Source organism: Marinobacter sp. B-12 (genome assembly GCF_056857915.1).
In genome coordinates, this window is sequence record NZ_JBSXOB010000048.1 from 13,610 (window position 1) to 27,593 (window position 13,984).

Sequence of the window (13,984 nt, forward strand, 5' to 3'; positions counted from 1 at the left end):
GAAATCCGGGGCAGAAGATTGAAACTGGAGACGAATTTGTTGCTTGGCATTAGAAGAATGGGTAAGCTCCGACCCTATGCATCGATCACAATTAATCACGCTCAAGAAAATTTTCTGGGTAACGTATTTGGCTGCCGCCCTGGTCTTCATCCAAGGCGCGCGATTGCATATGCATACTTATGATCATGAGCCGACCACGTCGGAACATGTGCATCAGGAACAAAGCCACGTCGACTACGGTGTTTCGGGCAAGAAACATCCTGACGAAGTGGGTCACATCGACCTGTCTCAACAAGGATCCCTGAAAAAACTGCCGCTTGGATCGATGGTCCTCGCCTTGTTTGCGTTAGTGATTCTACTTCTGCCGAGACGATTTTGCTCTCAGGTATTATGGCGCCTCTATCGCCATACGAGGTTTCTTTCTTCCCCTTTCAATCTAAGGCCGCCTCTGCGCGCGCCCCCTCTCTGAGAATCTGATATTTCCTGTTAGATGGTTTTGCCTGCGGAGACTTAACGTTGGTCTGTGCATTAGCAATACCACATGGCTTTTTATCTTGGATTCATTTGTGCGCGTGTCGTATCACCGACGCAGCGCTTAGGAGTGGATGATGTTCAATGTTTTTTTCTTGGCACGCCGAAAAAATCGGCGAGCGGTGGTGCTGTGGTTCCTGCTGTCCTGTACTGCGTCGGTATCGGTCATGGGTCAATCGCGGGGTATATGGACACTGGAAGACAGTATCCGGCGTGCGGTTGAGATTGCGCCGGAAATTCGTAGTGCGCAGGCGACTGTCAATGCCCGCCGGGGAGCTCTGCAACAGGCTGGTGTGTGGCCGAACCCGCAGATCGAATTGCGTGCCGACGACCGTATTGGCAAGGACGCGGGCACCGGAGGCACTGATTTCACCCAGTTTGCGATTAGCCAGCCGCTGCCACTGAGCGGTCGTATCGGGTACCAGAAGGCGGTTGCCGGGGCGGGACTGGACGCTGCTCAGGCCGAACAGAGCTATCAAAAGATTCGCCTGGAAACCCAGGTAGCGCAGCGCTATCACAGCATGCAGTTGGCCTGGGAACGCCTTCGCTTGGCGGAGGAACGCTTGCAACTTGCCGATGACCTGCAGAACACCGGACGCCGCCGCGCTCAAGCCGGTGAGCTTTCCGACCTGGAGCGCTTGCGCATGGATCTGATCCGGGAAGCCGCGCAACAGGCATTGAATAGTGCAGAAGGCGCATACAATGAAGCGCTCAGCAGATTTCGCGTCTATTTGGAGCTACCCGGAGAGGCGACACCTCGACTGACTTCCCTTCAACCGTTCGGCCTCGTCCACGCGCTGGAGCAGTTGCAGGCTGGTCTGACGAATCATCCGGCGCTGCTCGCCGCGAAACACCGAGTCGAGGCAGCGCGATCAGGTGTGGACTTGGCCCGTGCTGAGCGTTTGCCGGATATCAGCTTGCGCGTGTTTCGTGAGCAGGATTTACTCAACGGACGTCGTCAGGATGTCACTGGAATCGGCCTGGGTATCACCATTCCTCTCTGGGACCGAAACAGCGGTCGTATCGGAGAAGTCCGGTCACAAGTAATTGAGGGCCAGTCGGAGCTAGAGGTGCTGGAACGGAATTTGGAAAGTCGCTTGCAGCAGAGTTTTCTGAATCTGAATCAGCTCATTAAGCAGGGTGAGCATTACCGCACGCGAGTTTTCCAGCCTGCGCAAAAAGTATTCGAACTGACGCGCAAGGCATACGCCAACGGTGAGGTAGAAATCCTATCGGTAATCGATGCCAACAACACCTATTTTGACGCCCATGAACGCTATTTGGAACTGCTGCAAAAGGCCTGGTTGGAGGCTGCAGATTTGCGCCTGGCGGCCGGTCGTGCCCTTGTCCTCACTGAACAGGATACTGACAATGAATAAGCCACTAGCCATACTGTTTTTCCTGCTGATTCCGGCGCTGGCGCCGGCCGCTGAACTGGAGCTGACCCAGGAGCAGTTGACCAGCGCCGAACTTACGACCACCACTTTAACTACCCGCGAGCTGAAGCCGCGTCTGAAACTGACCGCTACCCTCACTGCCGACCGGCGCAAGAGCAACCGTGTTACCCCTGTCGTGGAAGGCATGGTGACCGAACTGCTGGCGGTGGAGAACGAGGCAGTGCGCAAGGGGCAGGTGCTGGCCCGCCTGCGCAGCAACAGCCTGGGCCAGGCGCAGGCCGACTATCTGGAAACGTTGGCCCGTTTCGAACTGGCGCGCGCCGAGCGCGCCCGTATCGAAGGCTTGTGGAAAGACGGCATCGTAGCCGAAAGCCGTTGGCTCAAAGTGGACAGTGAATACAAGAGCGCCCGCGCCACGCTGGATGCGCGGCGTCGCTTGTTGTCGCTTGCCGGCCTGTCTGATCCGCAGATACAGGCCTTGGCGCAGAAACCGGACCGCCTGGCGGAGTTCGAGTTGACCAGTCCTATTGATGGGATGGTCACCGGGGTCGAGATCGAGTCAGGTCAGTTGATTACCGCTGGGCAGACCGCCTTTCACGTGGACGACCTGTCCAGTCTGTGGGCCGAGGTACGCATCCCTGTCGCCAACTTGTCTGAGATCAAGCCGGGTGCGGAGGCCACGGTCCAGGTACAGGCCAGTCCCGGGCGTGGATACCGGGGCCGCCTGCAATCGCTTGCGGCTGAGGTGGACCGGCAAAGTCAAACCCTTGGCGGACGCATCTCGGTCGATAATCCGGACGGCCGGTTGCGACCCGGCATGTACGCCACCGTGACCCTGACCGGTGTGGCCTATCGAGGACTCATGGTGCCCGCCAGCGCTGTGTTCCGGGTGGGCGAGCAGGCCTACCTGTTCAAGGTGCTGGGCTCACGGCGCTATGCGCCAACGCCGATCGAGATCGGGCTGGAATCGGAAGGCTGGATTGCGGTGCCCAGCGGCATCGAGGCGAATTCCGAGATCGTTAGCGGCGGCGTGGCCGAGCTCAAATCCCACTGGCAGTACCAGGGGGGTGAGTAATCCATGATCGCTTCATTGATTCGTTTTTCCCTGATCCAGCGGCTAATGATACTGCTGTTGGCCGCTGCACTCATTGCCGGTGGGTTATGGGCGTTTCGCACGCTTCCCATCGATGCTTTCCCTGATATCGCCTCGCCCCAGGTGTTGGTGATCGTCAAGGCACCGGGCTTGTCGCCCACCGAGGTGGAAAGCCGCATTACCTTTCCGATTGAAAGGGAGATGCAGGGCCTGCCACGTCAGACCGTGCTACGCTCCACCACCAAGTACGCGTTGAGTTCCATCACCATCGACTTCGAAGACGGCACCGACATCTATTGGGCACGCCAGCAGGTGGCGGAACGCCTCAATCAGGTCTGGGGAGAACTACCCGCCGGGGTGGAGGGCGGATTGGGGCCCATCACCACGCCGCTGAGCGAGGGATACATGTATCGGGTTGAGGGCAAGGGCTACAGCAACCGGGAACTGCGTAGTATCCAGGACTGGGTGATCCGTCCGCGCCTACGTACCGTGGAGGGGGTGGCCGACGTCAATTCTCTGGGCGGCGAAGTCAAGGTGTTCGAAGTCGTTGCCGATCCTGAGGCGCTGTTGGCCCACGGCCTGGCAATTGATGACGTGGAACGTGCACTGAAAGCTAATAACCGCAATGCCGGCGGGGACCGGATCAACCGTAACGACGAGGTGCTGTTGGTGCGTACCGTGGGACAACTACTGGATATGGAGGATATTCGCAGCATCACCGTGGCGAGCCGTAATAGCGTCCCGGTGCACGTCACTGATGTGGCCACGGTCCGCATCAACTCCATGACCCGCTACGGCGCGGTAACCGCCGATGGCGAAGGCGAGGTGGTGACTGGCCTGGCGCTGCTGCGCCGGGGCGCCAACAGCAGGACCATGGTCGAAGGCGTCAAGCATGAGCTCGAGGCGCTCAAGGCGGCGTTACCCGAAGGTGTACGTATCGTGCCGTTCTATGATCGCTCCGAGTTGGTCCGCCAGGCGGTGTGGACGGTGGAAAAAGCGCTGGGCGAGGCTGTGGTCCTAGTGCTGTTGGTGTTGATAGTCATGCTCGGCAATTTACGCGCAGCCCTGACCGTGGCGCTAATTTTGCCGTTGTCGGTGCTGTTCACTTTTGTGATGATGCGTCTGTTTGGTGTCAGCGCCAATCTCATGTCTCTCGGCGGGCTGGCGATTGCCATCGGTATCCTGGTGGATGCTGCTGTGGTGGTGGTCGAGAACACTCATGCGCAACTCAGCCAGGCGCCCAGGGGGGTTGATCGTCTGCATCTGGTCTACCGCGCGACGCTAGAAGTGGCTACGCCAGTGATCTCTGCCGTGCTGATCATCATTGTGGTATTTCTGCCCTTGTTCAGCCTGTCCGGCCTAGAAGGCAAAATGTTTACGCCGCTGGCGGTGACCATCGCTTTTGCCCTTTTCGGCTCGCTGCTCCTGTCGCTGACGGTCATTCCGGTGATGGCCAGCTTGTTGATGCGGGGTGGCGCTGAGGAAGACAGCCGGGTGTTGAAGTTGTTGAAGCGCGGCTATGTGCCGGTCATGCGCTGGGCGCTGCATCATGGAAAGACGGCCGTGGGTGGCGCATTGATGCTGCTGCTCGGCGCCGCCCTGCTGTTTCCCCTGATTGGGAAGGAGTTCATGCCGGTCATGGACGAAGGTACCACGGTGGTCATCATCGAAAAGCTGCCCAGCATCTCGCTGGAGCGTTCCCTGGCGCTCGACGAGCCCTATCAAAAGGCCATGATGGAGCTGCCGGAGGTCACCGGCGTGGTGTCCCGAACCGGCGCCGACGAGCTGCGTATGGACCCCATGGGTTTGTATCAAACCGATAACTTTCTCATCACCAAACCACGGAACCAGTGGACGGTGAGCCTGGAGGAGTTTCAGGAGCGGTTGCGCGAGAAACTCGACCGCTTCGTCGGTATCGACTACGCCTTCACTCAGCCCATCGACATGCGGGTCTCCGAGATGTTGACCGGCGTGCGGGCTGCGATGGCCATTAAGTTGTACGGCGATGACCTGAAGGTACTGAAGGAAAAGTCCAAGCAGATCGAAATGCTCATCAATAACATTCCCGGGGCGGTCGATGTCTTTCGCGCTCCGTTGTCAGGCCAAACCTATCTGCAGGTTGAGATTGATCCCCAGGCCATTGCCCGATTCGGCATTAACATCGAGGATATCAACCAGCTTGTGGAAATTGCCGTCGGCGGCCGGGTTGTCACGGAGGTAATCGAAGACAATCGACGCGTTGGTGTGTTGTTGCGTTATCCGGAACAGGCGCGCACGTCGCCGAACGATATCGCGGCGCTAAGAGTGGAAACGCCCGCTGGGGAAAAGATTCCCCTTGATAGCGTGGCCGCAATCCGAGAAGTCGATGGGCCAGTTGGGATCACCCGGGAGTCGGCCAAGCGCCAGGTAGTGGTGCAGGCCAACGTCGAAGGTCGTGATATGGTGGGGTTCGTAGAAGAGATTCGTGCCACCCTGGAACGTGAGGTGCAATTGCCGACAGGTTACTACGTGACCTATGGTGGGCAGTTCGAGAACCAGCAGCGCGCTGCGGCCCGTCTGGCGTTGGTGGTGCCGATTGCCATAGCGCTGATCTTCGTGATGCTGTTCATCACGTTCCGATCCCTGCGCCAGGCCGGTTTGATTATCCTCAACATTCCCTTCGCCATGATCGGCGGCGTCGTCAGCCTGTATCTGTCAGGGCTGTACCTGTCGGTGCCGGCCTCCGTGGGGTTTATAACCCTGTTCGGTGTGGCGGTGCTCAACGGCGTGGTGATGGTGACTTACTTCAACCAGTTGCGTGAAGCCGGGAGAACGCTGCTCCAGGCTGTGCAGGAAGGCGCCGAGCGCAGGTTGCGACCGGTACTCATGACCGCATTAATCGCCAGCCTGGGTCTGGTGCCGCTATTAACGGCGACCGGGCCGGGCTCAGAGTTGCAGCGCCCGCTGGCGGTCGTGGTGATCGGCGGACTGTTCACGTCGACGCTTCTCACACTGGTGCTGCTTCCTACCTTATATGCCTGGATAGAAGGGCGGGCGCAGCGACGCCTCGCTCAGCCCACAACGGAGGACCACGCGTGAAGATTCTGACGCTTATTGTGCATGCCAATACCCAGCAGGAATTGGGCGATCAACTGCGAACCCTGAGCGAGGTATCCGGCTTTACGTTCAGCCATGTGGAAGGGCACGGGGCTCAGGTGGAACGCGACCCGTTTCTCTCGGCACGTGATAAAGTGGTCGGTTACACACCGCGGGTGCGAGTGGATATCCTGCTTGATGACGCGGATGTAAGTGTCGTACTGGAGGCGCTTCGCCAAGAGGAAAACACTGTGACCGGCCAAGGCGTGTATTGGACAATACCTGTGGAAGATGGAGGACACCTGTGATTTAGACCGCTGAAAAGTACCTGAGTAAGAAGAGGGATCTTGTGAAGAAGCTAAGATCCCTCTTAGCCCGGATTTCTCCAGTACCTTCCGCTTTTGATATAAGGCGTGAAGCTGGTATAGGCATCGTTAAATGGTTGCACGCCTGGAGTACGGCGCTCACCCCCCCCCCCCCTTCCCGATTCGTCATCAGCTCCCGTCGTGATAAGGGGTTCAAACGTTACACAGTGTTGTGCTCGTGGTGACATGGAAAACCGAATCAAGGATAAGGAAATGGGGCTGTTCGCCGACCGCACCTCCAGTATCCAGTGGTTGAGCAATCAGTGGCGGCTGGTCCTCCCCGACTTTGCCTATACCGTGTTCAAGCGCCTGCGGTAGAAACTGATCAAGTTCAGAGTCGTGATTATTATCCGCAATACCGTTGAATCCGGGTGTTGATGAGTGACAGCTCGAGTATTCTGCAGTGCCGGATCAAGGCAAGCCACTCAACATGCCGTTCAGTGTAAATTCGTTAGCCGTTGTTCTGACGATCCGGCGGCGGTAACAAGCCCTCCCGTTCATAAACACGGATGGTCTGGGTATCGACCCCTACAGACCGTGCCAACTGACTAATGCGCATCGGGTTTCTCCCCAACAGATGGTATCTGCTTTATTGACCTTATAGTGACTATACGGTTTTAAATCATAATCCGACAATACTCAAGCGGAGCGGTATCACGAGTAAATCCTGTGAAGACGCCTGTGGCTGTGACGCAACACCCGCAGAGGGTAACGCCGGATCGGAGGACTCTGAAGCGTCCGGCAGCTGGATCAGTGTGTATACGGTACCGAAGATGGATTGTCCTTCGGAGGAACGGATGGTTCGCCTGGCCTTGAAAGGTTTTGAAGACGTTCGCGGGCTGTCTTTCGACCTGTCTGATCGGAAGGTTGAGGGTTGTGCACGATGGCGAGGCGCTTTTTCTTCGGCAGTGAGCCTGAACGGCTGGTAGTGATGGGGATTGCGTTCGTCGCGTTGATCACCAATACCACCTATCTGCTGCTGATATCCAAACATCGGGAGGGCGGTGCCCACATGAAGGCGAGCTGGGTATTCTCAGTCAACGATGTGGTTATCAATCTGTGGGTCATTACCGCTGGCGCCTTGGTGGCATGGACTGGCTCCAATTACCCGGACCTGATCATCGGCAGCATCGCGGGGATTATCCTACTCAACGGTGCCAGGCCCATCCTGGCGCTTAAGGGTTAAACAATGTCCATCGTTGCCAAGAAACTCTTGCCGTATGGCCTGCTGGCTATTTCCGGCCCGATAGCGGCGTCTGACCTGTCCCGAAGGCAGAATTGGATAGGACTGGCTGAAGCCAGGTTGCGAACAATCCCATGAATGATGTAGCCGAAAAAAATGCAACAAACGCCTTGACTTTAAAGTCAACTTTAAAGATACCGTCTGTGCTGGCGAACCAATAAAGACAGCCAAAGCAAAGGAGAACGAAACGATGACATTGCAACTTGGAGAAACCGCTCCCGATTTCACTGTGGAATCCACCGAGGGAAACATTCAGTTTCATGAATGGCTTGGCGGCGATTGGGCCGTGTTGTTTTCACACCCCGCAGACTACACGCCAGTCTGTACCACAGAGCTCGGTGCCTTCGCCAAGCGTAAGGACGAATTCGCCCGGCGCGGTGTGAAGCTGATCGGGGTGTCTGTTGACCCGCTCGATTCACATAACGACTGGGCGAAGGACATCGAGAAAACCCAGGGCGCAGGGCTCAATTTTCCGCTCCTGGCGGACAAGGATCAGGTTGTTGCAGACCTTTACGGAATGATCCATCCAAAAGCCGACCCCAAGGTGACGGTTCGTACGGTGTTCGTTATCGATTCCGCGAAAAAAATACGTCTGACGCTGACGTATCCGCCCAGCACCGGGCGCAATCTGGACGAGATCCTGCGAGTCATTGACTCACTTCAACTGACTCACAACCACAAAGTTGCCACGCCGGTTGACTGGAAAAACGGCGAGGATGTGATTATCGTCCCGTCGCTTTCCAACGACGACGCCAGAGAGCGCTTCCCCGATGGATGGGATGAGCAGACGCCGTATCTGCGGGTTACCCGTCAACCCGGTCGGAAGTGAAGCGGAAACCGCTAACATTGCCCCCGGATGTATTTGATTAGCGCCCGGGGGCACTTTCAAACATTTAATCAGGATAAACAATGCTGCAATACCCGCAAATCGATCCAATAGCGATCTCTTTAGGTCCGCTACAGATCCATTGGTATGGCCTGATGTACCTTGTCGGTTTTCTCGCAGCGTGGTGGCTCGGGCGTCGTCGGGCTCATCGACTGGGATTGGATGCCGAGACCGTCGAATCACTGATTTTCTATTGTGCAATGGGCGTCATTCTCGGCGGCCGCGTCGGTTATGCGCTCTTCTACGGCTTTGACAAAGTGGCAGACAATCCGCTCTGGCTGCTTAAAATCTGGGAAGGGGGCATGAGCTTTCACGGAGGCTTAACCGGCGTCCTGATTGCAGCCTTGGTATTTGCGCGTAAGCAGAACCTGCGATTTTTCCAACTCACGGACTTTATTGCGCCATTGGTGCCGATTGGGCTGGGGGCAGGGCGCCTTGGTAATTTTATCAATCACGAGCTTCCGGGGCGGGTCAGCGATGTCCCTTGGGCCATGGTGTTTCCCAATATGGGAGCTGCGCCACGCCACCCGTCGTCACTTTATGAGTTTGCATTGGAAGGTGTCGTGCTGTTTGTCGTGTTGTGGTGGTTTTCACGCCATCCTCGCCGGATGGGCGCAACGTCTGGCCTGTTCCTGTTGCTCTACGGGGTCTTCCGTTTTGCGGTCGAGTTCGTTCGCCTCCCCGACCCGCAGTTGGGGTTCATCGCCTTTGACTGGATGACGATGGGGCAGTTGTTGACCCTGCCGATGGTCCTTGGAGGCCTTGCATTAATTGCCTGGTCAAGACGTCAACCGATCAATAACGCAACGGTAGCGATAGCCAGATAAAAGCTGTTTTGTTTACACGTTGACTCACTAAGGACATTTGACATGACAGAAACTATTACTCATTCCGGAGCCTGGGGTATAGCGGCAATCATGATCGTGTTGATCTCATGGGTCATGTACCGTTGGCTTGCTCCGAGTACCTGGCGCGAGTGGGGCAGTGCCGGAATAGTGCAGGCGTTCATTATTGCATTGTATGCAGAAATGTATGGCTTTCCTCTCACTGTGTATTTGCTCGTGAGGTTCTTCGATTTGGATGGCAGCGAGCTCAGCGCGAACCTTTGGTCCTCACTGCTCGGTGTCGGCGAGATGGGTATGCTTATCTCGATGCTGCTCGGCTATGGTCTGGCGGTGGTCGGCATCGGTCTTTTCCTCCAGGGATGGCGAGAACTCCACCGTGCGCATCAACAGAATCGGCTCGCAAAGGATGGACTCTATGGTTTGGTGAGACACCCGCAGTATACAGGCCTTTTCCTCATTCTGTTCGGAGAAGGAATCGTGCATTGGCCGACGCTGTTCTCCGTTAGCCTGTTCCCCCTCATCGTCCTTGCCTACAGCTTGCTCGCACGGCACGAAGAACGACAGGTTATTGAGCGGTTTGGTGAGGAGTACCGAACCTATCAGCAGAAAGTGCCAAGGTTTATTCCGCGAGTTGGCCGACTTACAAAGGTGATCGACAAGTCCAGCTCAGGTTTGGACCCGACCAAGAAGCCTTAGCCTTAGGTGATGTCGGGTTCCCATGGACAGTCACTGGATATCACTGCCTTCCGTCCAGTAGGTTTGTAGCCACTGTTGAGTGTAATGGTTGTAAAATAGATGTTTCCTGGTTGGGGAACGATGAGAGCCAAATTAAAAAGTGGTGGTAGTTGAGGGGGATATTTGTTTTTGACGTGTAATAAATAGCCGGGCCAGACACAGAAGGCAGATCAGGACGTTGAGACGTGGCTTCATTGGAGAGATAGTGATGACAGCTTTTTCAGGAATTGCCCGGGACTATGATGATCTCTGGCTTTTAACCGATGGCTACCGGGACTGGATGCTGGCCAAGACTCTTGGGCATTTGAGAATGCGCAAGCATAGCAAGTTCGCGGACCTGGGAGGCGGAACCGGTATGTTTGCTCACCTTCTGAAGCTAGGTGTGCCACTTGATTCTGATGCCATATGCGTGGATCCCTCCGACGCCATGTTCTTGAACGCAGGGCAGTACCGAGGCCTTCAGACATACTGTGAATCTGCGGAGACCTTTGCCCAGAGGCAGGTGCCGCTGGACCGGATTCTTATCAAGGAATCGATCCATCACGTCCGGAATCGTCAGAGCTTCTGGAAAAAAATAAGCTCAAGTTTAAGACCCGACGGCCGTGTTTTGGTGGTGACTCGGCCCAGTTTGCCCGAGCTCCCCCTTTTTAAGCGGGGGATGACGGCGTTTTCAGAAAGTCAGCCAGAACTTGACATTCTCCTCGAAGAAATCGCTGCCTCCAGCCTTAGCTCTGTGACAAATACAGAAGCACATTACGTTGAAATGCCGAAGGAACGTTGGTACGCCATGCTTCGGGCCCGGTTTATGTCGAGTCTGGCCGGCTTTACCTCTGGTGAAATTGAGCAGGGTATTCTGGAAATCGATGGCCAGCTTGACGGAAATCAGATTCGATTCACCGATCATTTGTTCTTTGTGGTGATAGAACACGAGTCAAAGTAATCATGCTGGGCTGGGGTGTACCGGGTTTTTTCATGAGAGGGATGTGGAGACGATGAAGGTCAAAGAAATTGCAAAAGTGGCGGAGGTCTCTCCGGACACTGTTCGTTTTTATAATCGCGAGGGATTACTACGGCCAAGACAAGATCCTCAGAATGGCTATTACGTGTATGGTTCGAAAGACCTGTGCCGTTTACGTTTTGTTCGTGTGGCTAATAAGCTGGGTTTGAGTCTGGATGAAATCAAAGTCCTTCTGAGTCAAACGATGGATGAAAGCTTCGCCAGCGGCGATTTGAAGGAACTATTTGCAGATCGCCTTGCCAGACTGGAGCAGGAATTAAATGAGCTCAAGCGACTTCGTGACGATATGAAAGCTGCAATTGAGGTATGGCAACAGATGCCTGATGGCAGTCCCAATGGTCATTCTGTCCAAGAATTAATAGAACGATGGAGCTAATGCCAATCCGGACAATGGAACGCTTGACCTTTGTGATTGGTGTGCCTTAAAATACCGAAAATTTATTTAAACTCAATAACCTGAGACTCTCCATTTGCCGCGCCCGATAATTCACAAAGCCATTATTAACCTGTTGTTGCTGATCATGGCGATGCAGCCGGTGCTGGCGTTCGGGCAATTCTCAACAGAACCAACGAACGCTCAGTCCCGAGCCGATCAAATGGTGATGATGGCATGCTGCGACGATGGTTTGCAGGAACTTTCTGGGCATTTCGAGCAGGGTATGGCTTGTGGTGATATGGCCTTGGTGGACTGTACTCTCGCCGCCAGTTTAGGCAGTTGCGGTGCCATGTTGTGCGCGCTGGTTTCTGAAAAATCGGGGGCGCCGACACAACCGGTTACCAGCCTGAAGCTCCTTCATCCTTATGATAATTACCTCAGTGTCATCTTCGACACCCTGACCCCCCCCCCCAACGCTTCAAAAGCCTGATTCGAGCCTTTTCGATTCGTTCGCACGTTCATACCAGGCTGCAGGCCACGAACGCGCGGTCATAAGCTTTAAACGAGGAAGTATCAATGCGCATTGCCCTGATGGCGATAGGTATCGTCGTGGTCTTTGGTCTTGGCTGGTTCGCTAGTCAGCAAACCATGTCAACGTCCGAATTAGCCGACTCTGGCAGTCCGGCTGAGGAACCGTCGGAGAAAGAGCCCTTGTACTGGGTGGCCCCCATGGATTCTGACTACCGCCGAGACAAACCTGGCAAATCCCCCATGGGAATGGATCTGGTGCCCGTTTATGAAGAAAATACCAGCCGGGACGATGGCGGGGTGCAGATAAATCCCTCCGTCCGGGCCAACCTCGGAGTTAAAACCCAGGCGGTTTCACAGGGGCCAGTTGCCATTCCAGTCCGCACGGTGGGTTATGTTACTGACGATGAGGATGAACTGGTCCAAGTGCACAGTCGTATTGCCGGTTGGGTCGAGGTGCTGCATGTCCGCTCACTGGGAGAAATGGTCAGCCGGGGTGAGCCGTTGTATGAGATCTATTCACCTGAGTTGGTGAATGCGCAGCAGGAGTTCCTGATGTCTGAACGCCTGAGAGGGGGCGCCCAGGCGAAGGCGACTCGCGGTAAGTTACGTGCGTTGGGAATGACGGACGACCAGATTGACAACCTGAAAAAAACCGGAAAGGTGCGTGAGCGCATCACCGTATTCTCCCCCGGTTCCGGCTATGTGGCGGCTCTGCCCGTTCGCGCAGGCATGTACGTTCGCCCGGATACTGAAATCATGTCGATAGGCAGCCGCGATTCGGTGTGGGTGATTGCGGAATTCTTCGAGCGTCAGGCCGGGCTGGTTGCAGTCGGTCAGGCGGTTGAATTCACGACACCATCTATGCCGGGTGTGCACTGGAAAAGTACTATCGATTACGTATATCCGGAACTGGATGGGAAGACGAGGACTCTGCGGGCCAGGGTGCGCGTTCCCAATCCCGAGGGCAGCCTGCGCCCCAATATGTTTGTCAATCTCACCATGGAGGCCCCCATCGGCGAGAACCTGCTCACCATTCCACGCCCGGCGCTTATTCAGCGAAGTGACAGTCAGCATGTGTTGCTGGCTGAGGGTGACGGGTACTTCCGTCCGGTGCCTGTCAAGATTGGCCAAGAAGCCGGAGACATGGTGGTTATTCGTGAGGGGCTGAAAGAAGGGCAGCAGGTGGTGGTGTCCGCCCAGTTCCTGATCGATTCAGAAACCAGCCTTGAGGCTGCCATGCTGCGACTTGAAGCAGACCAAAATAATGATGGCGCTGCAGACAACCTGCCGTCAGAGCTGATCAAAGGCGTTGGCCGGATCATGGAGCTAGACACCGGAAACGCGTCAATCACCCTCGATCATGGCCCGATACCCCAGCTTGGCTGGCCTGCCATGACCATGGCATTTGATCTCGCCGAGTCCGTGGATATAGGTGGTTTGACCACCGATCAGGCTGTCAACTTCGGGTTCCGAGAGACGCCGGAAGGCTATCTCGTGGAACGCATCGAACCTGCGCAAGATGCGCGATAACCGCTGGAGGAATCCATGAAACTGAAAAAACTGATGACGGCTGTTGTGTTCGGATTGTCTCTGGGGTCTGCTCTGGTAGCGGCCGATAACAACATGGGATCGATGCCCGGCATGGACACCAAAGAGTCCGCAGGCCCGGTCCAGAGCCGGGGTGTGATCACCGCAATCAACACCGAAAAACGCAAAGTAACGCTGAATCATGAGCCCATTCCGGAACTGAGCTGGCCGAGCATGACCATGGGGTTTTCCGTAGCGCCTGAGGTGGTGCTGGACGGCCTTAGCAAGGGCGACACGGTTGTCTTCATTCTGACGCCCTCTGGCAAGGGCCAGCAGGTGACGTCTATCAGTAAACAGTAGTG

General features: G+C 55.8%; 13 protein-coding genes and 3 pseudogenes. 15 read left to right on the forward strand and 1 reads right to left on the reverse strand.

The features are described 5' to 3' along the window. The first annotated feature begins 43 nt into the window (after nt 1-43). The 6 genes and pseudogenes from AC13D2_RS08590 to AC13D2_RS08615 all read left to right on the forward strand — a co-directional run. Nucleotides 44-469, forward strand: coding sequence for a hypothetical protein (locus AC13D2_RS08590; protein ID WP_292048816.1), 426 nt, complete (start codon nt 44-46; stop codon nt 467-469). 139 nt (nt 470-608) lie between these two features. Continuing rightward, the gene (locus AC13D2_RS08595) at nt 609-1,910 is read left to right on the forward strand and encodes a TolC family protein (protein WP_482938473.1); all 1,302 of its coding nucleotides are present in this window, start codon (nt 609-611) and stop codon (nt 1,908-1,910) included. After that, nucleotides 1,903-3,003: an efflux RND transporter periplasmic adaptor subunit gene (locus AC13D2_RS08600; protein WP_482938474.1), complete on the forward strand. Its 1,101-nt coding sequence runs from the start codon at nt 1,903-1,905 to the stop codon at nt 3,001-3,003. The genes AC13D2_RS08595 and AC13D2_RS08600 overlap by 8 nt, the downstream gene beginning before the upstream one ends. Before the next feature lie 3 nt (nt 3,004-3,006). Continuing rightward, nucleotides 3,007-6,099: an efflux RND transporter permease subunit gene (locus AC13D2_RS08605; protein ID WP_482938475.1), complete on the forward strand. Its 3,093-nt coding sequence runs from the start codon at nt 3,007-3,009 to the stop codon at nt 6,097-6,099. Then, a complete protein-coding gene (locus AC13D2_RS08610) occupies nt 6,096-6,404 on the forward strand; it encodes a DUF3240 family protein (protein ID WP_482938476.1) in 309 nt (102 codons plus the stop codon). The genes AC13D2_RS08605 and AC13D2_RS08610 overlap by 4 nt, the downstream gene beginning before the upstream one ends. Before the next feature lie 176 nt (nt 6,405-6,580). Then, nucleotides 6,581-6,776 (forward strand): annotated as a pseudogene (locus AC13D2_RS08615) (transposase); the annotation flags it as partial. 40 nt (nt 6,777-6,816) lie between these two features. Here AC13D2_RS08615 and AC13D2_RS08620 read toward each other — a convergent pair. Further along, nucleotides 6,817-7,020, reverse strand: a pseudogene (locus tag AC13D2_RS08620) (MerR family transcriptional regulator); the annotation flags it as partial. A 94-nt stretch (nt 7,021-7,114) separates the two neighbouring features. Between AC13D2_RS08620 and AC13D2_RS08625 the strand changes: the two are divergent. The 9 genes and pseudogenes from AC13D2_RS08625 to AC13D2_RS08665 all read left to right on the forward strand — a co-directional run bounded on the left by AC13D2_RS08625 (nt 7,115) and on the right by AC13D2_RS08665 (nt 13,982). Further along, nucleotides 7,115-7,647: pseudogene (locus AC13D2_RS08625) on the forward strand (cation efflux transmembrane domain-containing protein). 247 nt (nt 7,648-7,894) lie between these two features. Next, nucleotides 7,895-8,533: a peroxiredoxin gene (locus AC13D2_RS08630; protein WP_482938477.1), complete on the forward strand. Its 639-nt coding sequence runs from the start codon at nt 7,895-7,897 to the stop codon at nt 8,531-8,533. An 80-nt stretch (nt 8,534-8,613) separates the two neighbouring features. After that, a complete protein-coding gene (lgt, locus tag AC13D2_RS08635) occupies nt 8,614-9,417 on the forward strand; it encodes a prolipoprotein diacylglyceryl transferase (protein WP_300499568.1) in 804 nt (267 codons plus the stop codon). A 42-nt stretch (nt 9,418-9,459) separates the two neighbouring features. After that, complete coding sequence (locus AC13D2_RS08640; RefSeq protein WP_482938478.1) at nt 9,460-10,131, forward strand: methyltransferase family protein; 672 nt, start codon at nt 9,460-9,462, stop codon at nt 10,129-10,131. Nucleotides 10,132-10,378: 247 nt separating this feature from the next. Continuing rightward, a complete protein-coding gene (locus AC13D2_RS08645) occupies nt 10,379-11,110 on the forward strand; it encodes a class I SAM-dependent methyltransferase (protein WP_482938479.1) in 732 nt (243 codons plus the stop codon). 52 nt (nt 11,111-11,162) lie between these two features. After that, entirely contained in the window at nt 11,163-11,564 is a 402-nt protein-coding gene (locus tag AC13D2_RS08650; RefSeq protein ID WP_300499582.1) for a MerR family transcriptional regulator, read from the forward strand. Between the two features lie 94 nt (nt 11,565-11,658). Next, nucleotides 11,659-12,054, forward strand: coding sequence for a hypothetical protein (locus AC13D2_RS08655; RefSeq protein WP_482938480.1), 396 nt, complete (start codon nt 11,659-11,661; stop codon nt 12,052-12,054). Nucleotides 12,055-12,140: 86 nt separating this feature from the next. After that, entirely contained in the window at nt 12,141-13,625 is a 1,485-nt protein-coding gene (locus tag AC13D2_RS08660) for an efflux RND transporter periplasmic adaptor subunit (RefSeq protein ID WP_300499556.1), read from the forward strand. Nucleotides 13,626-13,640: 15 nt separating this feature from the next. After that, nucleotides 13,641-13,982: a copper-binding protein gene (locus AC13D2_RS08665; protein ID WP_300499554.1), complete on the forward strand. Its 342-nt coding sequence runs from the start codon at nt 13,641-13,643 to the stop codon at nt 13,980-13,982. Nucleotides 13,983-13,984 lie beyond the last annotated feature (2 nt).

Excerpts from the sequence above, each read along its gene's own strand:
- AC13D2_RS08595 (WP_482938473.1), top strand. The coding sequence starts at position 609 with ATGTTCAATGTTTTTTTCTTGGCACGCCGAAAAAATCGGCGAGCGGTG.
- AC13D2_RS08605 (WP_482938475.1), top strand. The coding sequence starts at position 3,007 with ATGATCGCTTCATTGATTCGTTTTTCCCTGATCCAGCGGCTAATGATA.
- AC13D2_RS08600 (WP_482938474.1), top strand. The coding sequence starts at position 1,903 with ATGAATAAGCCACTAGCCATACTGTTTTTCCTGCTGATTCCGGCGCTG.
- AC13D2_RS08660 (WP_300499556.1), top strand. The coding sequence starts at position 12,141 with ATGCGCATTGCCCTGATGGCGATAGGTATCGTCGTGGTCTTTGGTCTT.
- AC13D2_RS08650 (WP_300499582.1), top strand. The coding sequence starts at position 11,163 with ATGAAGGTCAAAGAAATTGCAAAAGTGGCGGAGGTCTCTCCGGACACT.
- AC13D2_RS08665 (WP_300499554.1), top strand. The coding sequence starts at position 13,641 with ATGAAACTGAAAAAACTGATGACGGCTGTTGTGTTCGGATTGTCTCTG.
- AC13D2_RS08645 (WP_482938479.1), top strand. The coding sequence starts at position 10,379 with ATGACAGCTTTTTCAGGAATTGCCCGGGACTATGATGATCTCTGGCTT.
- AC13D2_RS08630 (WP_482938477.1), top strand. The coding sequence starts at position 7,895 with ATGACATTGCAACTTGGAGAAACCGCTCCCGATTTCACTGTGGAATCC.
- lgt (WP_300499568.1), top strand. The coding sequence starts at position 8,614 with ATGCTGCAATACCCGCAAATCGATCCAATAGCGATCTCTTTAGGTCCG.
- AC13D2_RS08640 (WP_482938478.1), top strand. The coding sequence starts at position 9,460 with ATGACAGAAACTATTACTCATTCCGGAGCCTGGGGTATAGCGGCAATC.